Below are 19,967 nucleotides of genomic sequence, written 5' to 3'. Positions count from 1 at the left end.
GGATACCGTGTCGTTGAAAATCCAGGATGATTATCTACAACGTTTTTTCTCGATAGCAAAAGTATTCTCCAGTGCGACTGGATTAGCCACGGTTGTGGTTGATGTTAACGGAAAAACTCTCTCGGATTGCCATAACTTTAATTCGTTCTGCACATTAATGCGGGCGGATGAACGATATTGTACGAGTTGCCAAAAGTGTGAAAAATATTGTGCTTTTGAAGGATTAAAACACCTTAAACCCAGAATACTCAGCTGCCACGCAGGGCTAAGTCTGTTTTCTATGCCATTAATTCGCGATGGGCATCTGTACGGTTTTATGCTCTGTGGGCAGGTGCGGGCAAAATATCAGGAATATAAAACTATCGTTATTGATAATGAATGCTCATGGATGGATGAACCAAAAATAAAAGCTGAATGGAGTCAGGTGGCGGTAGTCGATAATAATACGCTGGTGGCATCAGCTAATTTATTAAATTTTATTGTTGATAATTTTGAGACAGAACAGCAACAACCTGATGAGTTTGTTATCCCGCCGACCAGTTACATGCGTCATTATTTTACAGAGCCTTCCCGACACGAGAAAAAGCTTCTGGCAGCGTTGCGTTATATTGATGAGAATTTATATAGTGAATTATCACTGGAATCCGTAGCAGCTCACGTTTGCTTAAGCGCAAACTATTTCAGCCGTTTTTTTAAGAAACGGCAGGGCGTTAACTTTAAAACCTGGGTGAATCAGAAAAAAATGCAAAAAGCGGGGGAGTTATTGCACGATCCCGTTCATTCAATAGACAGCATTGCCCGGAAACTCCAATACGCACAAACCAGTTACTTTTGCCGCGTTTTCCGGGCGGCGCATCAAACGTCGCCCCAGTCTTTTCGTCATGCCAGACTGTCGCAGTAAAGGTTTTCTGGCAGCGTAATGGCTTCAGGGATAAAAGAGAGCCGATCACTCAGGGTTACCACATCACCAATCACTATCAGCGCAGGGGGGAGAATGTTAGCTTCTTGCGCCTTGCTCAGTAGTGAACCGAGCGTACAGGTCAGTCGGCGTTGGTTATCCCGGGTGGCGGACATAATTAGCGCTGCAGGCGTATCTGCTGATTTTCCACCCATCAATAATTCCTCACAGATAAACGCCAGATTGGCGATACCCATGACGATAACCAGCGTACCATTCAGTTTGGCCAGCTGACGCCAGTCCTGCTGTTGGTTGCCCTCCCGCGTATGACCGGTTACCACGTGAAATCCCGAGGCGAAATCGCGGTGTGTTACCGGAATCCCGGCATAGGTCAGGCCACCAATGGTTGAGCTGATACCCGGCACCACTTCAAACGGGATGCCCGTCTCGACGAGATCCTCAACTTCTTCAGCCCCACGTCCAAAAACATACGGATCGCCGCCTTTCAGACGCACAATATTATTGTGCGTTTGGGCATACTGGACAAGCAGTGCATTGATTTCATCCTGCGGTACACAATGGAAACCTGGGTTTTTGCCGACATTGATAAGAAGACAATCAGGTAATGCCCATTCCAAAATTTTAGGATTGACCAGCCGATCGTAAATAATGACATCAGCCTGTTTAATGCACATCATTGCTTTGAGGGTAAGTAATGAAATATCACCGGGACCTGCCCCAACGAGCCAGACCTTTCCGAAAGTTTTCACATTGTGTCCTTTATCACATCATTCAAAAAAAGGCAGAAACTACATCAAGGAATGATAAAAAGCAGTCGTTTGCCCGTAAGTTATAACGTGAAATTATCCAAAATTATCGCACTGATAATATTGATTAATCTCGCAAAGTTTTTTCTGCAATAAACAAGATAACTTGAAAAATTATTAAGAACTTATTGGCACCATTTGCTTAGGTTTAACCTTATTTAAATTGTGTTTATTGCTGCTCTTGAGTATTATTGGTTAATATTTATCCGCCATCAGTGTGAGTAAATCATGGATTGGATCAATGACATTAATGGATGAAATAAAATATAACTCTCGGTGCTTATCTGGGTAGCTTGAATTATTTTTTATAAATTAAACTATTTTTGTACGCTGCATATGGAAGAGGTTATGAGAGGAAAAATACCCAAGACGGAGTTGCTGGTAACTTTTGAAGTTGTTGCGCGTCACGAAAGTTATACTCGGGCAGCTGAAGAGCTGGCTTTAACACAAAGTGCTGTTTTCCGCCAGGTAAATGCACTGGAGGATTTTCTCAATACCGCGCTATTTAATCATGCCAAAAAACGCATTTTTTTAAATGCGGCCGGTAAACACTATTTAAGTATCGTTAAAGAAACGTTAAATAAACTTGAACGAGATACGACGACGATAATGACCTGGCAGCCGACGGTACAGGTTATTGAGCTGGCGGTGAATCCGACGTTCAGCACGCACTGGCTGATCCCAAACCTGCGTGAATTTAACAAACTTAATCCTGATATTATCGTGAACATTCATTCCCTGGCGAATATTGGTGATTTTCTCAATCGAGAGTATGACGCGGCAATCATGCGCGAAGACTTTTATTCTCCATGGTCAGGGGTTGAGTACCTGTTTGAAGAGGAAATTCTGCCGGTTTGCAGCCGCTGTTTGCTGGCCGAACCGGAACGAAAACTGGCGGTGAACGAATTACTAAACGAATTTCCGCTCTTGCACCAAAGCACGCGCATCAAAGGGTGGCAGGAGTGGTTTGCGCTGTCAGATGTCAGCAGTCCGCTGGTGAATAAAGGTCCGAGATTTGATTTGTTATCGATGCTGATCGCGGCGGTCCGCTCTAATCTGGGCGTTGCGCTGCTCCCACGTTTTGCCATTCAGCACGATCTGGACAGCGGTGATATGGTCATTCCTTGCGATGTTCCAATGCGTACCGGGAATCGATTTATTATGACGTGGCGTGAAGAGAAATCGGAATCCGAGCATTTACAGATTTTCCGTAACTGGTTGCTCAGTAAGTCCGTGGTATCGGCTGCCTGAGGATGGCTTGCGCCTTATCAGGCCTACAACGATGGGTAGGCCGGATAAGACGCGTTAGCATCGTTATCCGGCAAAAAAACGGCTACCAGTCGATCCCAATCTGTGCCTGAATACCGCGGTCAAACGCGTGTTTGACCGGGCGAATTTCACTGACCGTATCGGCCAGTTCCAGCAACAGTGTGTGGCATCCGCGTCCTGTGACGATAACGCTCTGACCGGCAGGGCGATTTTCGATGGCGCTGATAACCTCCTGGGTATCCAGATAGTGGTAAGCAAGCATGTAGGTGAGTTCATCCAGCACCACTAGATCGTAATGCGCATCAGCCAGCATGCGCTTACTTTCTTGCCAGACAACCGTTGCCGCCTCGATATCCGCTTGCCGGTTTTGGGTTTCCCAGGTAAACCCGGTGCCCATAATATGGAATTCAACGCCGAGTGGTTGCAGGGTGTTGTACTCGCCATTATCCCACTGACCTTTGATAAACTGCGCGATGCCAACGGTTTTTCCGTGACCCACTGCGCGCGTTGCCGTGCCAAAGGCTGCGGTGGATTTCCCTTTACCGTTGCCGGTGAAGACAATCAGGATCCCTTTCTTCTCCGTTGCCGCCGCCACGCGGGTATCAACCTGTTCTTTCAGTTTCTGCTGACGCTGGCGGTGTCTGTCATTATTGGCTCGCGCTTCCATTGAGGCTCCTTAATGTCCTGCCGGACAGGTTGCGCAGCGATGCTGCTGCTCAAACTGACTAAAGAAGTTATTGCCTTTGTCATCCACTAATACGAAGGCCGGCATATTTTTAACTTCCATCATCCATACGGCTTCCATTCCCAGTTCGGGATATTCAAGGCACTGCAGGCTTTTCACGTACTGCTGCGCCAGCAGGGCTGCTGCACCGCCAATGCTGCCGAGGCTAAATCCACCGTGTTTGTGACAGGCATCAGTGACCTGCTGGCTGCGGTTACCCTTGGTGAGCATAATGAGGCTGCCGCCTTGTGCCTGGAAAGCATCGACATACCCATCCATGCGCCCGCCGGTGGTGGGCCCCATTGAGCCACAAGCCTGATTTTCCGGGGTTTTGGCGGGACCCGCGTAGTAAACGATATGCTTTTTCATGTATTCCGGCATCGGTTCGCCGTTATCCAGTCGTGATTTGATGTTCGCGTGGGCGATATCGCGAGCGACAACAATCGGGCCGCTTAACGACAGGCGTGTACCAATGGGCAGAGCGGAAAGGTCATGCAGGATGTCACGCAGCGGACGGTTCAGATCCAGTTGTACGGTCTGAGCGCCGTTTTCTACCCGGTGAGAATCGGGGATAAATTTGCCCGGATTATGCTCGAGTTTTTCCAGCCAGATACCGTGTTTATTAATTTTGGCCTTAATGTTGCGGTCGGCAGAGCAGGAGAGGGCCATCGCGATTGGGCAGGAGCCGCCGTGGCGCGGTAAGCGAATTACGCGGATATCGTGGGCAAAGTATTTGCCGCCAAACTGCGCCCCGATGCCAAACTCGCGGCTGGCATTGAGCAACTCGGCTTCCAGCGCCGTATCACGGAACGCCTGGCCCAGCTCGTTCCCGCTGGTGGGTAGATTATCGTAATATTTGGTTGAAGCCAGTTTGGCGGCTTTCAGCGCCTGGTCGGCGGATAAGCCCCCAACCACAAAAGCGATGTGATACGGCGGACAAGCGGCTGTCCCCAGTGATTTCATTTTTTCGATCAGGAACGCAGTGAGTTTTTCCGGCTGTAGAATGGATTTGGTTTCCTGGTACAGCGCCGCTTTGTTAGCTGAGCCGCCACCTTTATTGACGAACAGGAAACGGTATTCGTTACCTGGGGTGGCGCTAATATCGATTTGTGCGGGCAGGTTGGTCTGGGTATTGACCTCGGTATACATATCCAGCGGGGCATTTTGTGAGTAACGCAGGTTGTTTTCGGTAAAGGTGGAATACACGCCTTTGCTTAATGCTTCTGCGTCATCGCCGCCGGTCCAGACATGTTGTCCTTTGCTGGCCACAATGGTTGCCGTCCCGGTATCCTGGCAGTTGGGCAGAACGCCTTTAGCTGAAACCTCTGCATTGCGCAGCAGCTGCAATGCGACGTACTTATCGTTACTGCTGGCCTGTGGGTCGTGCAAAATGCTGGCAATCTGTTTTAAATGTCCGGCGCGCAGGAAAAATGAAGCCTCATAAAACGCCTGCTGTGCTAACAAGGTTAACGCTTCCGGTGCAACCTTGATCACTTCCTCTCCGTCTAACTCCGTTACCGTAACGTGCTGGTTACTAAGTAATTCATACTCGGTACTATCTTTACTCTGAACAAAGAGTTCCTGCCAGACAAATGGTTTAGACATGTTTACTTCTCACCTCTTCGTGTTGTTTACCGAATGGCGCTTCGCTTATCCGGCCTACGATTAACGCATTGATGTAGGTCGGATAAGCGAAGCGCCATCCGGCGTAAAGTTATTTGGCTAAAAAGACATTGGCTTTTGTCGCTTCGGCGACATATTCGATAGTTTTCTGGGCACGAACGCTGTTTCCGGCTTCATCAAGCGGCGGAGAATAGACCGCAATCGCATATTCGCCTGGGACAACGGCAACCATGCCGCCGCCGACGCCGCTTTTCGCCGGGATGCCAACGGTGTACAGCCATTTACCGCTACCGTCGTAAAGCCCGGCAATTGCCATTTCTGCCAGCACCTGCGGAACATATTTCTCATTCAGCAACTGTTTACCGTTGAACGGAGATTTGCCTTTGTTCGCGAGCACGGCACCCATTTTGGCCAGTTGCTCAACGGTGATATCCACCGAGCACTGGCGGGTATAAATTTCAACGGCTTCGTCAGTGTTGCCATAGAAGCTGTTATAGGATTCCATCAGTTTGGCCAGCGCCTGATTGTGCTGGTTGGTTTCCATTTCAGATTTGAAAACCGGTTCGTTCACGGTGAGAGTGGCATCGGCCCAGACGTTCAGGTTGTCGAGGATTTTGTTCCAACGATCGGTTTTGTCTTTGGCTTCGATCAGGCTAACGGTGCTCATGGCCCCGGCGTTTACCAGAGGGTTTTCAGGCGCGCCTTTGGTCAGTTCAACGGCTAAACCTGAGTTGAATGGCATTCCGGTGGCATTGGCGCCAAGTTTATCCAGCACTACCTGAGGACCGTGCTGCTCCATGGCGAGCGCCATGGTGAACACTTTACTCAGGGATTCCATAGGGAAAGGTTTGTTAACATCGCCAACCTGGTAGATCTTGCCGTCCACCGTCGCAATGGTGATGGCAAAATTTTTCGGGCTATAGGTCGCCAGAGCAGGGATGTAGTCGGCGACTTTTCCATCGTTGTTACTTTTGTACTTCTGATGAGCCTGTTCTATCAGCTTGGCGTAGTCGGGCGTGGTTTGCGCGAATGTGGTTGCGCTAAACAAGACGCTGAAAGAAAAGAGACTCACGCCGAGAATTGTTTTATTCATTATGCATTCCTGTTGGTGTTGTTGGGAAAACTATCCTGTAGGCCGGATAGGGCGTTCACGACGCCATCCGGCCTACGATTAGTTGTTGTTCTATTGTCAGGACAAAGCGATTTCCGTTTCGGTAACCGGACGTTCCTGCTCCGGGGACTTCACTGGTGCAGAGCCACGGCAACCCTGGCCGAAGTGTTCACCTTCCCAACGGCTGACAATGGCTGCTCCCATTGCGTTACTCATAACGTTCGTGGCGGAACGACCCATATCGAGGAACGGATCGACACCCATCAGCAGAATCAGACCTGCTTCTGGAATGTTGAACTGGTTCAGAGTTGCAGCGATAACCACCATTGATGCGCGCGGTACGCCTGCCATTCCTTTCGAGGTGAGCATCAGGATCAACAGCATGGTGATTTGCTCGCCCATGCTCAGTTCGATGTTGCACGCCTGGGCAATAAAGACGGTGGCAAATGAGCAATAAGCCATGGAACCGACCAGGTTAAAGGAATAACCGATAGGCAGAACGAAGCTGGCAATTTTTGACGAAACACCGAATTTTTCCAGCTTGTCCAGCGTACCCGGGAAGGCGGCTTCAGAGCTTGAAGTGGTAAAGGCCAGCAGAGCGGGTTCGAGGATTGATTTCGTTAAACGCGCGATGCAAGGCCCGACGATCATCGTAGACAGGCCAATCAGGATCGCCCACAGCATACCCAGCGTCAGGTAGAACTCACCCATGAAGATCCCGGCGCTAACCATCACACCCAGACCACGTTCGGCAATCAGGCCTGAAATAGCGGCAAAAACGGTCAGTGGTGCAAACAACATGACGTAACCCGTCAGCTTCAGCATGACGTGCACCAGTGAATCCAGCACTTTCACGATAGGATCGGCTTTTTCACCAATCGCAGCGAGGCTGCAACCAAGGAAGATTGAGAACACGACGATCTGCAGAATTTCGTTACGCGCCATCGCATCGACAATACTGGTCGGTACCGCGTGTGAGATGAATACTTTCAGCGTGAATGGCTCTGACTTAACGGCGGCAACGGCTCCGACGTCATGTGGCACAAAGTTGATACCTGCGCCTGGCTGGAAGATATTAACGATAACCAGACCCAGTGCAATTGACACCAGAGAGGCGCAAATAAACAGGAAGAAGGTTTTCGAAAATATACGTCCCAGCGTTTTGGCATCGCCCATTTTGGCAATACCTACAACCAGAGTTGAAATAACCAATGGAGCGATAATCATTTTCACCATACGTAAGAATATGGTGGTGAAAATGGAAATGTCTGCTGCATAAGATTTTGCTGTTTCAGCCGCGGCCATATTATTTATGGCCACCCCGGCAATCATGCCGAGTATCAGGCCTAATATGATCATCTTCGTTAAACTAATTTTCTTCATGTGTACTCCATCGGATAAAGGCTGGTAATTGGAATTGTGTAGGGTGGCGTGCGCCTGAACCTGGACAGCAGCTCAGACGCACGCCTGTTGTGACCAACCGCATGAATAATTCGAAGCACTGTGATACAGCTGAATTCTGTGCTCCAATGGTTGTTATTGTGTTTTTTTGTTACAAGTCGAACTCAATACTTAATAATGGAGCGTGTTGCTGCGCACCATAAACATCATTGTCACCGACGTTGCCGGAAATAATATCTCGTGGCATGACGATTTTTACGGCATTCGCTGGATCGAACCAGACGATATTGTGAATGAATTCAGGCTCAACATTATATAAACCGGCAATAAGCTGCGGTGTTAATTGCTCGCAGGCTTTTACCCGCTGATAGTCTTCCCTTGTTTTAAATAAAATATCTAAAACCAGTTCGTACGGTCCGGCGTTTTTGGAACGAATTACTTGCGCCAGTGAACAAATTGAGTGTTTCATGCCTGAACTCCTTCTGGCGTCACCTGTTCAATGTGGAAATCAAAACGCAGCGCATCGCTCGCTTCAATCAGGTGATAGATCGAGAACTCATACACCGGTCCACTCTGAATATCAGATGGCGAGAACGGGAAGGCGAGGTTGCCCGCAGTCGCAATACGATTTTCATAGCCGTAGTGCAGCAGGGTAGAGCGCACCAGCGAGCAAACGCTGTTAGCGATATCCTGCGTTGGCGCAACGACATCCAGTAAAATTCCCAGTTCATGGCCCGCAGTTTTCATCGGCTCATGGTTGCCCATCACACCGTTCTTACCGTAAAGGTGGAACGTCATGCGGATACTGTCGTCATTCAGTGAGAGGTTACGTGCAACGCTTGCCTGTACCTCTTCAAGAATCGTGTCAATCCCGGCAATCATAATAGGGTCACGTGTTCCGGCGATGGTCAGGCAACGGAAGCCAACCTGGCGTGCACCTTCCAGTTTCAACGCATACGGTGTTTCTTCATGGCGTGAACCGCTGACATACACTTCACCCTCGTTAACCTGGGTGAAAGTGCATGCCTTCAGGTTCAGCACACCGCCTGGCCCTGGCAGGAAGTACGGATCTGACTTCTCGTACAGGGTGTGCGCTGCTGCGGAAGTCTCGGTGAACTTACGCTTGGGATTGAACGCCTTCAGCGTAAAGCCGTTATCGTCAATGATTCCCATCGCACAATCTGAGCCGGAGCCAGGGGTGGCGGCAATGGCTGCACACTCAAGGATCTTACCGCAATGAAGCGCCAGACCTTCATCAAAGCCCTGCATAATCGGCAGCGCGGCGAAGCAGGCCGGATCGTAGGCACGTCCGCCCAGGACCACCTGCGCACCGGCTTTCAGCGCACGCTGGAAAGGTTCGACGCCCATCTGCGCGACAATGTAGGTGCTCTCTTCAATGGCCTCGTGAGTCAGTTCAGGCACAAAATCGAGCGCGGTGATTTTGCCGTTATCCAGCGCCTGATGAACGATTTCTTTGTCGACATCAGACGGAATCAGCGCCATTGAGAAAGACAGTTTTTCTTCCTGCGCGATCTCATGGATTATCTGGCGACACCACTCCAGATGCGGAGCTGCACCAGAACCACCGGCTGTGCCGATCACGACAGGGATGTTGTTCTTAACGCCTGCCACAATCATATAGCGCAGATCGCGTTTCACACCGGCCCTGTCAGTAAAGGGTTTACCTGCCCCCAGGTAGTGAGGGCCAGGATCGGAGGAACCTGCGTCAACAGCAATAAGATCCGGTGACTCTTCCATGGCTTTACGAAAACTTTCTTCCGGGAAGCCATAACCCAGGATAGCCGTAGGCGATAAGATCTTAAATGTGCGTGCCATCTCTTAATCCTTAGTTTGCAACAGCGCGATGGTGCGGTTCATTTCGTTAAACACGATGTTGAGACCTTCATCGAAACCCATACCCGGTTTGATCAGCATGCGCATTGGACGCGCGGCCAGCGCGACGTGTACGCAGGTACGAGCACTGATTTCCGTTTCGTTACAGGTACCGCCCTGATAGGCTTCCATTCCGTGTTTGTTGCAATACAGCACTGCATCAACGATGTTGTGAATGCCGCCCAGGTCCGGGGTTTTAATCTGCACCATGTGGCAGCTGCCCGCGTCGGTGAAGTCCACGATGTCCTGATAGGTGTTACACCATTCATCCGCAACAATTTTCACGCCGGAACCCAGACGAGTCAGCTCCTGAGTGATCTCGGTTAACATGCGGATCTGATCCGGCTTGTTACCGGCATCAACCGGACCTTCAATGTACAGCGGCAGGCCTTGCGCTTCGGCTTCCAGGCTGGCGATGTATTCGGCGCAACGCACTGGATCCATATCGAAGATCAGACCGATGGTGCCGTAGACATCAATGTGCAGCGTCGGGTGATAGCTTTCGTTGGTGCGCAGGCTCAGGATGCGGTTAGACAACCAGCGGACGTACTCACGCAGTTTTTCACCTTTAAAGCCCAGCTTCTCTTCAACGTTATTGATCAGCGCATGCGGCAGGACATCCACACCTTTGAGGATCATCTTGTCGACGGCGATATAACGGTCGTCGCCGCTCTGACCAAATAACGGAATGGCTTCCGGGACACATGGCAGTTGCCATTCATCACAAACCACTTCGGCTTTCAGACGACCGGTAGCCAGTGCCGCCGCGTCCAGCAGCGCCTGAGACAGACCATAACGTACGGCGGTATGCAGCAGATGGCCGTCAATACGCAGTTCGTCAAAGAAACGGGCGTTGGTCAGGAACGAATCAACGTCACGACCTTCCAGTAACGGCTTGATGTGGTCGTTGAGGAACGGAATGAAGTTTTCAGCCAGGAACAGTGGGTCACGACCGCCTGCACCTGAATATTGCACCGCTGCGCAATCGCCCACAGCCACCGCGCCGTTTTCCAGAATCAGCTGTACGGAAACACATTCACCCGCCTGACGAACAGACGTAAATCCTGGCGTTACCGGATCGCCGGTATAGATAAACCCGTCATGACCGGCGCCGTTTTTGATGGCCTGCTGATCGTCAAAATAAAATGAGGAGTAGCCAGCTGTGAAAAGGGCCTGTTTAATTTTCATTATGGTCTTCCTATTAATTTACTGTGGGATACGGCGTTGATGTCATCAATGACCATCTGGAAAGAAGGCTTGCGACCTTCGAAATGTGCGCGCTCTGCAACGTAGTCGTGGTGCAGGGCGAGAATATCTTTCGGCAGCGGCACGGCACCGGCTTCAAGAATACGGATTGCGCCTGTGTTATCGCGAACAGGCAGGATCTTACCGGCGTTACAGGCGGCAGGAGCGAAAGGCACATCCAGCACGCCAGCTTCAAAGGCCAGCACCGTACCGCGCGCAATGTCGCCATTGCCCAGTTCGAAGACTTTCTTCAATACCGCGCGGACTTCGCTCTTAATCAGGTCAACTTCCTGCTCCACGGCAGCGCACTGCGGGAATTTCTGATCGCTGACCATGTTGAGCATCTGGCGTGACGCTTTCAGACCCTGGGCGTTAGCTGCCGCGGTTGGGATACCGAATGCTTCGTGCGGACTTTTGGTAATGACTTTTGTGGCACCAGACATACCGGCAACCGCTGCGCCCCAGGCGATAACGGAGAAGGCTTTTGCTTCATCTTCCGGGAATCCGCCCATCCACTGGTGGAAAACGGTGCTCAGCTCGTAATCGTCGAAGCCATGGTTATGGAAGTATTCGTGGGACAGTTCACGCAGTGCCTGAATAGCAGCGATATCCTGTGTCAGGCTACCGACCTGGCCGTAACCGACGGTAATAGACTTCACGCCCTGCTCCAGCGCCAGCAGACCTTCGATAATCGCGACTGAGTGGGACATGAACGGCGGGATTAGCGTGCCGGTCAGCGGACCAAACGGTTCACGGTTGATGCGAATGCCGTTCTCTTCGTACAGACCCATCAGACGGTCGCAGTACTGCCAGTCGCGGATGGATTTTTCCAGGGTGACGCGTTTGGCGTAAGGGATGTTGTAGGAGATACCGCCGCCTTCGTAGCTGGTAAAGCCACTGGCCATGGCGATTTCTGCCAGCAGACGCGCATCCGGTGTACCGTGGCGAACCTGGATCGGTTTATCCAGCGATTCAGTCATACGACGGCAGGCAGCAACCCCGTGATTGACGACCGGTAAACCATTCAGCTTGGAAGTACCTGCTTCGATGGATTTTTGGATCCCGACAGCGGCTTCTTCATAGCGGTTCAGACGGGTATAGGCATCGATAGTACTTGGCAGGAGGTCGCACTCTTCCTGCAATGTTTTGAGTAGCGCAATATGCTCATCCATTAATGCTACGCCTGCGCGCGGCTGGCTCAGAGTTTTACCTTCCTGATCGGCCTTCAGCAGGGCGAGGGAGAAACGCTTTTTCTCTGGAATTGATTGCTGGTACTTCACGCCATCTTCGAAGTTCTCAACGTCTTTGCCGGTTTCCCAGGTTTGTAACACCTGATGCCTTTCGGTCATGAATTCGTCGTGGGTCAATTTTTTATTTCGAAGTTCCATTCGTAGCTGCCTTAAGTTTTATAGGGTTAAACACTGAATGCTGGTGCGAGCAGCGGCTTGCGGGTACAGCCTGGCGACGTTTGCCAGTAGAGGGAGCAGGCCATTTGAATCGCGGTAATACTCAAACTGATTCGGTAACAGAATTCTTTTACCCTGGTCGTCCAGCTCCCTGTATTTGAGCCAGTTATGGATATCGAACTGGCTGGCGCGAGAGAGCCATCCCCCTGAACCGACGACTTTGCGTACGGTGGTGAGATCGCGACCCATCTGTAAATCCACATTACCCACGCAGGTGCAAACCTGCTTTTTAGTGCCCGCGTGGCGCTCAGCGGCATAGCCCACGCATAAACCTGCCAGCAGGGTGTCGAAATATTTCTCTTCCTCGCTGAGTGGCAGGTAATCCGGTTGCCCAACCAGGTGGCGTAGATAGCGGTAAAACGCTTCCTCGCGCTGTGGCTGCTGGGCGAAGATGACTTTCACCATATCCTGCGTGCTTTCTCCCACCACAACGGCGGAAACGCGCATTCCAAGGTCGCCTTCAACGGTACGTTTGACGAACGGTTCAGGAACACCATGCAGGACGGTATCGGGGGAGAGGGTATTCGCGCTGGCCGAATAGACATCCGTGGTGGCTCCGCCCATATCAATCAGCATGAATTCCTTCCATGCGCTGTCGTAATCGCTAATGGCTTTGACTAACTCATATACCGTCCATGGCGTCGGCATAGGTTCTTCGCCTGTTTCGCCGACGATAACGTCCAGACCTTTGCCTTTGACGATGCGTGACAAGAACACATCGCAAATCGCCTGACGCGCGGCAAACGGATTCGGGTGATCGAGGTCCGGCAGAATGTTGTCTACCGTGGTCAGATCCTTATGTCCCAGAATCGTTTGTATTTCGTCCTGAATGTCCCGGTTTCCGGCGTAGATAATGGCGCAATCAAGCTTTGAGCCTGCCAGCGCGTGTGCATTCGCCAGGCCGTAACTTTCTTCGCCACCGTCTGTCCCGCCGGTAAACAACAGAATGTCTGGCGGTGATGATTCCAGCTCCTGGATGTCATGACGGTTCAGCTTGTACGAATAATATTGCGCGATTTTCGCTCCTGCCGAATGGGCGGTAACTTTTGCCGACTCCAGCGTAATGGAAGGCACCAGCCCCATTGCTGCAACGGCGAGCCCACCTTTCGCTGAGGAGGAGTATTTCAACTGCACTTCACCACTTTTCAGTAACGGGCGAGCATCGGCAACATTCAGCACCTGATTCAGGCTGGCAAAAAAACCGTCTGCCAGATGATGTGTGGTGGTTGGGGTCAGGACATGGTTTACCAGGGTTAATTCCTCGCCTTCATGTGCGAAGAGGGCTGCCTTGGTCCATGTCGAGCCGATATCGACAGAAACTGTTTGCATCAGATGGCCTCTTCCAGGCAACGCTGTTCGAGGCCATTGTGTTGGTGAATATCATTAGTGATAAGCGCGCAAACATCTTCCAGATCGTGGCTGGGGGCGAAGACCCGGTTAAAGCCCATCTCTTTAAACTTCACTTCCACGTCGGCGAAGTCATGTTTACCGACGACCAGGTTGCCGCCGACGTACAGCAGAATGTCGCCAAGGCCGCGTTCGATGCAGCGCTCACGTAGTCCGAGGCAGTCAATGTCGCCATGACCGTAGATAGAGGACACCACGATGGCATCGGCGCCTGTTTCAATCGCAGCATCAATATATTCATCCTGGCTCACCATCACCCCGAGGTTGATTACGTGAAAATCATGAGCAGTAAAAACGCGATCCAGAACTTTATTACCTACTGCATGGCAGTCAGCACCGATGACGCCAATAACAAGTGTAGATTTCTTCATGGGTAATCCTCTGTAGGGCTGATGGTCAATAAGTGAAATTATTTTCTAATATTTAGAACATGGATTGTGACAACCTCTTAATAGGGTTGGAGTTTCTGTGGAAGCGAAAAAGGAAGCAATTGATCTATTTTCAAAATATCCTGAGAAAAATGATTGTTATATTTGTCATCTATAAAATCCGTTCATAATCAATGTGATGAGTTATCTTTTCTTAGCTTTGTTTAATTTATTAGGGAATTTGGTAATAAATGACTTGCCATGTTTGTGATCGAAATCTTATTTTGTTATGCGCGCCATTTATGACGTGTTTTAAATAATTTCAAAAATCCCAATTACTAATTAACTTGTGAACGACATAACGGTTTTTTATTTTTTAATCTTATATGTCACAATTCATTTTTGTTAAATTTAGGATAAAAATGATAAGGAAATGTTTGTGGCATATTTAATCTTTGCCACATAAGAGAGGAGGGGGTGTTAATGATAACTTTCAGTGATGATTTAAGCGAAACGTCAGCGTTCTCTCGCAGAACGACAAACGCAATGCATCGGTCATTGTGGAACGTTTTCGCTTCCAGTTGAGATAGTTACATTTCGGTGTTAATTATAAGTAAAATTTAAATGAACAATTTGTATGAAATAACAAATCCATGACTTGCTAAACAAAAAACTGTGAGCTACCCAGCATTAGTGATTCTTTATCTGCTATCAATTTTGTCAGCCGGGCTGGTTAAAAGATCGTGTACATTTAAATAAATATCCTATCATTTGTAGTAACGGCAATTACTCATTGGAAAACATGTTGTTAACATCGCGTTTACTAGTAGCGTGAGTGCTAAACACTATTAACATTAAATTTGAAAATTGATTTAAATCAATGTTTAAAACTTGGAAAACAGCACCAAAAGAGGTTAAATTGCTTCAGATCAAATTGGTCTGAAAGTGGTAAATTAGCTATAAATTGATCACTATCGAAAAATGCAAATTTGTCTCGATAAAAACCTGTTTATTGTAAGGATTTTACGGCGTAATATAATTGCGGGATCAATTTGAGTGTTTTATTAACATGTTTGTAACCTTTCATCATTGTCCTTTCTTCAAATGAGAGGAAAGGGTAGCGGCGGAAGGAAGCAGATAAATTTGTATTGGGGCATGCGTGTGACCCTTTCTAACGGGGTTCACTCTCGGAGTCTTCATGCGATGAGCAAGGAGTCATGATGTTAGATATAGTCGAACTGTCGCGCTTACAGTTTGCCTTGACCGCGATGTACCACTTCCTGTTTGTGCCACTGACGCTCGGTATGGCGTTCTTGTTGGCCATCATGGAAACGGTCTACGTCCTTTCCGGCAAACAGATTTATAAAGATATGACCAAGTTCTGGGGCAAGTTGTTTGGTATCAACTTCGCTCTGGGTGTGGCTACCGGTCTGACCATGGAGTTCCAGTTCGGGACTAACTGGTCTTACTACTCCCACTATGTAGGGGATATTTTCGGTGCGCCGCTGGCGATCGAAGGTTTGATGGCCTTCTTCCTCGAATCCACCTTTGTAGGTCTGTTCTTCTTCGGCTGGGACCGTTTGGGTAAAGTCCAGCATATGTGTGTCACCTGGCTGGTGGCTCTGGGTTCTAACCTGTCCGCGTTGTGGATTCTGGTTGCGAACGGCTGGATGCAGAACCCAATCGCAGCGGATTTCAACTTCGAAACCATGCGTATGGAGATGCTGAGCTTCTCTGAACTGGTGCTCAACCCGGTAGCACAGGTGAAATTTGTTCACACTGTGGCATCTGGTTATGTATGTGGCGCGATGTTCGTTCTGGGTATCAGCTCCTACTATATGCTGCGCGGTCGTGACTTCGCGTTTGCTAAACGTTCTTTTGCTATCGCTGCCAGCTTTGGTATGGCTGCTATTCTGTCTGTTATCGTTCTGGGTGATGAATCTGGTTACGAAATGGGCGACGTGCAGAAAACCAAACTCGCTGCGATTGAAGCAGAATGGGAAACTCAGCCTGCACCGGCTTCCTTCACGCTGTTCGGTATTCCGGACCAGGATGCGCAGGAAAACCATTTTGCGATTCAAATTCCTTATGCGCTGGGCATCATTGCCACCCGCTCTGTTGATACACCGGTCATTGGTCTGAAAGATCTGATGGTGCAGCACGAAGAGCGTATCCGTAACGGGATGAAAGCGTATCAGTTGCTGGAAGAACTGCGAGCTGGTACTACCGACCAGGCCGTTCGTGACCAGTTCAACAGCATGAAGAAAGACCTGGGTTATGGTCTGCTGTTGAAACGCTATACGGACAAAGTTACCGACGCGACCGAAGCGCAAATTCAGCAGGCAACGAAAGATTCTATTCCTCGCGTTGCGCCGCTGTACTTCGCTTTCCGTATCATGGTGGCATGCGGCATTCTGATGCTGGCAATTATCGCGGTGTCCTTCTGGACTGTGCTTCGTAACCGTATCGGTGAGAAAAAATGGCTGCTGCGCACCGCGCTGTATGCGATTCCTTTGCCGTGGATTGCTATTGAATCCGGTTGGTTTGTTGCAGAGTACGGTCGTCAACCGTGGGCGATTGGTGAAGTGTTACCAACAGCCGTAGCGAACTCTTCGCTGACTGCTGGCGACCTCATCTTCTCGATGCTGTTGATTTGCGGCCTGTATACCCTGTTCCTGGTGGCTGAACTGTATCTGATGTTTAAGTTCGCACGCCTTGGGCCGAGTAGCCTGAAAACCGGTCGTTATCACTACGAGCAGTCCACTGTGACTTCTCAGCCGGCACGCTAAGACAGGAGTCGTCAAATGATCGATTATGAAGTATTGCGTTTTATCTGGTGGCTGCTGGTTGGCATTCTGCTGATTGGTTTTGCAGTCACTGATGGCTTCGACATGGGGGTGGGCATGCTCACCCGTTTCCTCGGTCGTAATGATACCGAGCGTCGAATTATGATTAACTCCATCGCCCCGCACTGGGACGGTAACCAGGTTTGGCTCATCACCGCGGGTGGCGCACTGTTCGCTGCCTGGCCGATGGTGTATGCCGCTGCGTTCTCCGGTTTCTATGTGGCGATGATTCTGGTACTGGCATCGTTGTTCTTCCGTCCGGTCGGTTTTGACTACCGCTCTAAGATTGAAGACATGCGCTGGCGCAACATGTGGGACTGGGGCATCTTCATTGGTAGCTTCGTGCCACCGCTGGTGATTGGCGTGGCGTTCGGCAACCTGCTGCAAGGGGTTCCGTTCCACGTAGATGACTATATGCGTTTGTACTACACCGGTAACTTCTTCCAGTTGCTGAATCCGTTTGGTCTGCTGGCGGGTGTCGTGAGCGTTGGGATGATCATCACCCAGGGTGCGACCTATCTGCAGATGCGTACGGTAGGTGAACTGCATCTGCGTGCTCGTGCAACTTCACAGGTTGCGGCGCTGGTGACTCTGGTCTGCTTCGCGCTGGCCGGTGTATGGGTGATTTACGGTATTGACGGTTATGTTGTGACCTCCGCACTGGATCACCATGCCGCCTCAAACCCGCTGACCAAAGAAGTGGCTCGCGAGGCTGGCGCATGGATGGTGAACTTTAACAATGCACCTATTCTGTGGTTGGTTCCTGCTCTGGGCGTGGTTCTGCCGCTGTTGACCATCCTGACTTCTCGCATGGAGAAAGGGGCATGGGCGTTCGTCTTCTCCTCACTGACGTTAGCCTGCATCATCCTGACTGCCGGTATCGCAATGTTCCCGTTTGTGATGCCATCCAGCACCATGATGAACGCAAGTTTGACCATGTGGGATGCCACCTCCAGCCAGCGTACATTGAATCTGATGACCTGGGTCGCGGCGGTGTTTGTACCGATTATTCTGCTGTACACCAGCTGGTGTTACTGGAAGATGTTCGGTCGCATCACTAAAGAAGATATTGAAAGCAACACCCACTCTCTGTACTAAGTAAGGAGCTTAAAATGTGGTATTTCGCATGGATTTTGGGAACGCTTCTTGCCTGTGCATTTGGGATAATCACAGCGCTGGCGCTTGAGCACGTTGAATCAGGCAAAGCCGGGCAAGAAGATAGCTAATGACCAACATTATCGCGATGGTATACAACGCGATGGACAAGCGCCCCTTGCGGGCGCTTTCATTTGTGCTGGCAATCGTGTTGGCTGGCTGCATATTCTGGGATCCGTCACGTTTCGCGGCCAAAACCAGTGAGCTTGAAATCTGGCATGGTTTCCTGCTGATGTGGGCGGTCTGCGCAGGTATTATTCACGGCGTAGGCTTCCGTCCTCGTGCCGTACACTGGCAGGGTATCTTCTGCCCGCTGATCGCGGATATCGTCCTCGTTGTTGGACTGTTTTTCTTCTTCTTTTGAATAAGAAACATCCTTAAATATTTATGGGCTTGCATAAGCCCATAATTTTTTACTCTCCGTTTACTTTCCCCCATTCCAAAGCACCATTCCCGCGCGTATAGTAGCGAAGTTTGAAAGCACTAACCTTTTGTTGCATTACCGGGATGTACAGTGAAGACAGCGCGATATACAACGACATTCTTGATGCATCGCGGCGGCAAGAACGCGAATCACCAGACGCTTACAAAGGTAAGTAACTGGTGTGAGTGGGCGAAGCCAACAAAGAGGCAGTAGGAATGAATAAGTATATGTTTCGATGGCCGGTTCGTGTCTATTATGAAGATACCGATGCCGGTGGGGTGGTTTACCACGCCAGTTACGTCGCTTTTTATGAAAGAGCACGCACAGAAATGCTTCGTCATCATCACTTCAGTCAGCAGGTCCTGTTGGCCGAACGTGTAGCCTTTGTGGTGCGCAAGATGACCCTCGAGTATTTTGCGCCTGCCCGGCTCGACGATATGCTCGAAGTTCAAACCGAAATTACGTCAATGCGTGGCACCTCATTGGTTTTCACGCAACGCATTGTCAACGCAGAGAACACCGTGCTGAATGAGGCCGAAGTTCTGATTGTTTGCGTTGATCCACTCAAAATGAAGCCTCGTGCGCTTCCCAAGTCTATTGTCGCGGAGTTTAAGCAGTGACTGACATGAATATCCTTGATTTGTTCCTGAAGGCAAGCCTTCTGGTTAAACTTATCATGTTGATTTTGATTGGTTTCTCAATCGCATCCTGGGCCATCATCATCCAACGGACCCGTATTCTTAATGCTGCTTCACGTGAAGCCGAAGCATTTGAAGACAAGTTCTGGTCCGGCATTGAATTGTCGCGCCTGTACCAGGAAAGCCAGGGGCGTCGTGATAATTTGGCGGGCTCGGAACAAATTTTCTATAGCGGATTCAAGGAATTTGCGCGTTTGCATCGAGCAAATAGCCACGCGCCGGAAGCGGTCGTTGAGGGGGCTTCCCGTGCGATGCGTATCTCGATGAACCGTGAACTGGAAACGCTGGAAACGCATATTCCATTCCTCGGCACCGTTGGCTCCATCAGCCCGTATATCGGTCTGTTCGGTACCGTTTGGGGGATCATGCACGCATTTATCGCGCTGGGCGCGGTAAAACAGGCCACGCTGCAAATGGTCGCACCGGGTATCGCAGAAGCGTTGATTGCAACGGCTATCGGTCTGTTTGCGGCAATTCCAGCGGTTATGGCCTACAACCGTCTGAACCAGCGCGTGAACAAACTGGAACTGAATTACGACAACTTTATGGAAGAGTTCACCGCGATTCTGCACCGCCAGGCGTTTACCGTTAGCGAGAGCAACAAGGGGTAAG

At 50.0% G+C, this 19,967-nt stretch carries 18 protein-coding genes and 1 pseudogene; 8 read left to right on the top strand and 11 right to left on the bottom strand.

The features are described from left to right. The first annotated feature begins 7 nt into the window (after positions 1-7). Positions 8-901 (top strand): PocR ligand-binding domain-containing protein, encoded by an 894-nt coding sequence (locus LY264_RS17060; protein ID WP_048226070.1) that lies wholly within the window; start codon positions 8-10, stop codon positions 899-901. On the opposite strand, the gene cobA is transcribed toward LY264_RS17060, so the two are convergent. Beyond that, positions 880-1,668, bottom strand: a complete 789-nt coding sequence (gene cobA, locus LY264_RS17055; RefSeq protein ID WP_003831416.1) for a uroporphyrinogen-III C-methyltransferase — start codon at positions 1,666-1,668, stop codon at positions 880-882. The two genes, LY264_RS17060 and cobA, sit on opposite strands and share 22 nt — an antisense overlap. A 405-nt stretch (positions 1,669-2,073) precedes the next feature. On the opposite strand from cobA, the gene LY264_RS17050 reads away from it, so the two are divergent. Continuing rightward, on the top strand, positions 2,074-2,976 hold the full coding sequence (locus tag LY264_RS17050; RefSeq protein ID WP_003022936.1) for a LysR substrate-binding domain-containing protein: 903 nt from the start codon (positions 2,074-2,076) through the stop codon (positions 2,974-2,976). A gap of 82 nt (positions 2,977-3,058) precedes the next feature. On the opposite strand, the gene cobO is transcribed toward LY264_RS17050, so the two are convergent. From cobO to glmS, 10 genes and pseudogenes are all read right to left on the bottom strand, one after another. After that, positions 3,059-3,661: a cob(I)yrinic acid a,c-diamide adenosyltransferase gene (cobO, locus tag LY264_RS17045; RefSeq protein WP_003022939.1), complete on the bottom strand. Its 603-nt coding sequence runs from the start codon at positions 3,659-3,661 to the stop codon at positions 3,059-3,061. 9 nt (positions 3,662-3,670) lie between these two features. Beyond that, on the bottom strand, positions 3,671-5,323 hold the full coding sequence (locus tag LY264_RS17040) for a class I fumarate hydratase (protein WP_048226068.1): 1,653 nt from the start codon (positions 5,321-5,323) through the stop codon (positions 3,671-3,673). A 109-nt stretch (positions 5,324-5,432) separates the two neighbouring features. Next, entirely contained in the window at positions 5,433-6,434 is a 1,002-nt protein-coding gene (glsA, locus tag LY264_RS17035) for a glutaminase A (RefSeq protein WP_032942734.1), read from the bottom strand. A gap of 119 nt (positions 6,435-6,553) precedes the next feature. Then, positions 6,554-7,835, bottom strand: a pseudogene (locus tag LY264_RS17030) (dicarboxylate/amino acid:cation symporter); the annotation flags it as partial. A 169-nt stretch (positions 7,836-8,004) separates the two neighbouring features. Then, on the bottom strand, positions 8,005-8,322 hold the full coding sequence (locus tag LY264_RS17025; protein ID WP_003831425.1) for a DUF4387 domain-containing protein: 318 nt from the start codon (positions 8,320-8,322) through the stop codon (positions 8,005-8,007). Continuing rightward, positions 8,319-9,689, bottom strand: coding sequence for an acyclic terpene utilization AtuA family protein (locus LY264_RS17020; protein WP_003022951.1), 1,371 nt, complete (start codon positions 9,687-9,689; stop codon positions 8,319-8,321). The genes LY264_RS17025 and LY264_RS17020 overlap by 4 nt, the downstream gene beginning before the upstream one ends. Before the next feature lie 3 nt (positions 9,690-9,692). Continuing rightward, positions 9,693-10,934 (bottom strand): methylaspartate ammonia-lyase, encoded by a 1,242-nt coding sequence (locus LY264_RS17015; RefSeq protein WP_008784155.1) that lies wholly within the window; start codon positions 10,932-10,934, stop codon positions 9,693-9,695. Beyond that, on the bottom strand, positions 10,934-12,379 hold the full coding sequence (locus tag LY264_RS17010) for a methylaspartate mutase subunit E (protein WP_003831428.1): 1,446 nt from the start codon (positions 12,377-12,379) through the stop codon (positions 10,934-10,936). The genes LY264_RS17015 and LY264_RS17010 overlap by 1 nt, the downstream gene beginning before the upstream one ends. Positions 12,380-12,397: 18 nt before the next feature. Beyond that, positions 12,398-13,786, bottom strand: a complete 1,389-nt coding sequence (gene glmL, locus LY264_RS17005; protein ID WP_003831429.1) for a methylaspartate mutase accessory protein GlmL — start codon at positions 13,784-13,786, stop codon at positions 12,398-12,400. Beyond that, entirely contained in the window at positions 13,786-14,235 is a 450-nt protein-coding gene (glmS, locus tag LY264_RS17000; protein ID WP_003022963.1) for a methylaspartate mutase subunit S, read from the bottom strand. The genes glmL and glmS overlap by 1 nt, the downstream gene beginning before the upstream one ends. 1,217 nt (positions 14,236-15,452) lie before the next feature. Here glmS and cydA point away from each other — a divergent pair. The 6 genes from cydA (at position 15,453) to tolQ (ending at position 19,966) form a co-directional block, all read left to right on the top strand. Continuing rightward, the gene (gene cydA / locus LY264_RS16995; RefSeq protein WP_008784156.1) at positions 15,453-17,021 is read left to right on the top strand and encodes a cytochrome ubiquinol oxidase subunit I; all 1,569 of its coding nucleotides are present in this window, start codon (positions 15,453-15,455) and stop codon (positions 17,019-17,021) included. Between the two features lie 15 nt (positions 17,022-17,036). Next, the gene (gene cydB / locus LY264_RS16990) at positions 17,037-18,176 is read left to right on the top strand and encodes a cytochrome d ubiquinol oxidase subunit II (protein WP_048226067.1); all 1,140 of its coding nucleotides are present in this window, start codon (positions 17,037-17,039) and stop codon (positions 18,174-18,176) included. Positions 18,177-18,190: 14 nt separating this feature from the next. After that, positions 18,191-18,304 carry a cytochrome bd-I oxidase subunit CydX gene (cydX, locus tag LY264_RS16985; RefSeq protein ID WP_003022970.1) on the top strand — a complete coding sequence of 38 codons (114 nt, stop codon included), beginning with the start codon at positions 18,191-18,193 and terminating at the stop codon, positions 18,302-18,304. Beyond that, on the top strand, positions 18,304-18,597 hold the full coding sequence (gene ybgE / locus LY264_RS16980; RefSeq protein WP_048214655.1) for a cyd operon protein YbgE: 294 nt from the start codon (positions 18,304-18,306) through the stop codon (positions 18,595-18,597). Before cydX ends, ybgE begins: the two co-directional genes overlap by 1 nt. A 275-nt stretch (positions 18,598-18,872) precedes the next feature. Further along, entirely contained in the window at positions 18,873-19,277 is a 405-nt protein-coding gene (gene ybgC, locus LY264_RS16975; RefSeq protein WP_003831439.1) for a tol-pal system-associated acyl-CoA thioesterase, read from the top strand. Beyond that, the gene (gene tolQ / locus LY264_RS16970; RefSeq protein WP_003022976.1) at positions 19,274-19,966 is read left to right on the top strand and encodes a Tol-Pal system protein TolQ; all 693 of its coding nucleotides are present in this window, start codon (positions 19,274-19,276) and stop codon (positions 19,964-19,966) included. The genes ybgC and tolQ overlap by 4 nt, the downstream gene beginning before the upstream one ends. The last annotated feature ends 1 nt before the right edge of the window (position 19,967 follow it).

The sequence above is a fragment of the Citrobacter portucalensis genome (assembly GCF_023374935.1).
GTDB classification, from domain to species: Bacteria; Pseudomonadota; Gammaproteobacteria; order Enterobacterales; family Enterobacteriaceae; genus Citrobacter; species Citrobacter portucalensis.
This window is presented reverse-complemented; position numbering and strand designations above follow the sequence as displayed.

Excerpts from the sequence above, each read along its gene's own strand:
- LY264_RS17050 (WP_003022936.1), top strand. The coding sequence starts at position 2,074 with ATGAGAGGAAAAATACCCAAGACGGAGTTGCTGGTAACTTTTGAAGTT.
- cobO (WP_003022939.1), bottom strand. The coding sequence starts at position 3,661 with ATGGAAGCGCGAGCCAATAATGACAGACACCGCCAGCGTCAGCAGAAA.
- LY264_RS17040 (WP_048226068.1), bottom strand. The coding sequence starts at position 5,323 with ATGTCTAAACCATTTGTCTGGCAGGAACTCTTTGTTCAGAGTAAAGAT.
- glsA (WP_032942734.1), bottom strand. The coding sequence starts at position 6,434 with ATGAATAAAACAATTCTCGGCGTGAGTCTCTTTTCTTTCAGCGTCTTG.
- LY264_RS17025 (WP_003831425.1), bottom strand. The coding sequence starts at position 8,322 with ATGAAACACTCAATTTGTTCACTGGCGCAAGTAATTCGTTCCAAAAAC.
- LY264_RS17020 (WP_003022951.1), bottom strand. The coding sequence starts at position 9,689 with ATGGCACGCACATTTAAGATCTTATCGCCTACGGCTATCCTGGGTTAT.
- LY264_RS17015 (WP_008784155.1), bottom strand. The coding sequence starts at position 10,934 with ATGAAAATTAAACAGGCCCTTTTCACAGCTGGCTACTCCTCATTTTAT.
- LY264_RS17010 (WP_003831428.1), bottom strand. The coding sequence starts at position 12,379 with ATGGAACTTCGAAATAAAAAATTGACCCACGACGAATTCATGACCGAA.
- glmL (WP_003831429.1), bottom strand. The coding sequence starts at position 13,786 with ATGCAAACAGTTTCTGTCGATATCGGCTCGACATGGACCAAGGCAGCC.
- glmS (WP_003022963.1), bottom strand. The coding sequence starts at position 14,235 with ATGAAGAAATCTACACTTGTTATTGGCGTCATCGGTGCTGACTGCCAT.
- cydA (WP_008784156.1), top strand. The coding sequence starts at position 15,453 with ATGTTAGATATAGTCGAACTGTCGCGCTTACAGTTTGCCTTGACCGCG.
- cydB (WP_048226067.1), top strand. The coding sequence starts at position 17,037 with ATGATCGATTATGAAGTATTGCGTTTTATCTGGTGGCTGCTGGTTGGC.
- cydX (WP_003022970.1), top strand. The coding sequence starts at position 18,191 with ATGTGGTATTTCGCATGGATTTTGGGAACGCTTCTTGCCTGTGCATTT.
- ybgE (WP_048214655.1), top strand. The coding sequence starts at position 18,304 with ATGACCAACATTATCGCGATGGTATACAACGCGATGGACAAGCGCCCC.
- ybgC (WP_003831439.1), top strand. The coding sequence starts at position 18,873 with ATGAATAAGTATATGTTTCGATGGCCGGTTCGTGTCTATTATGAAGAT.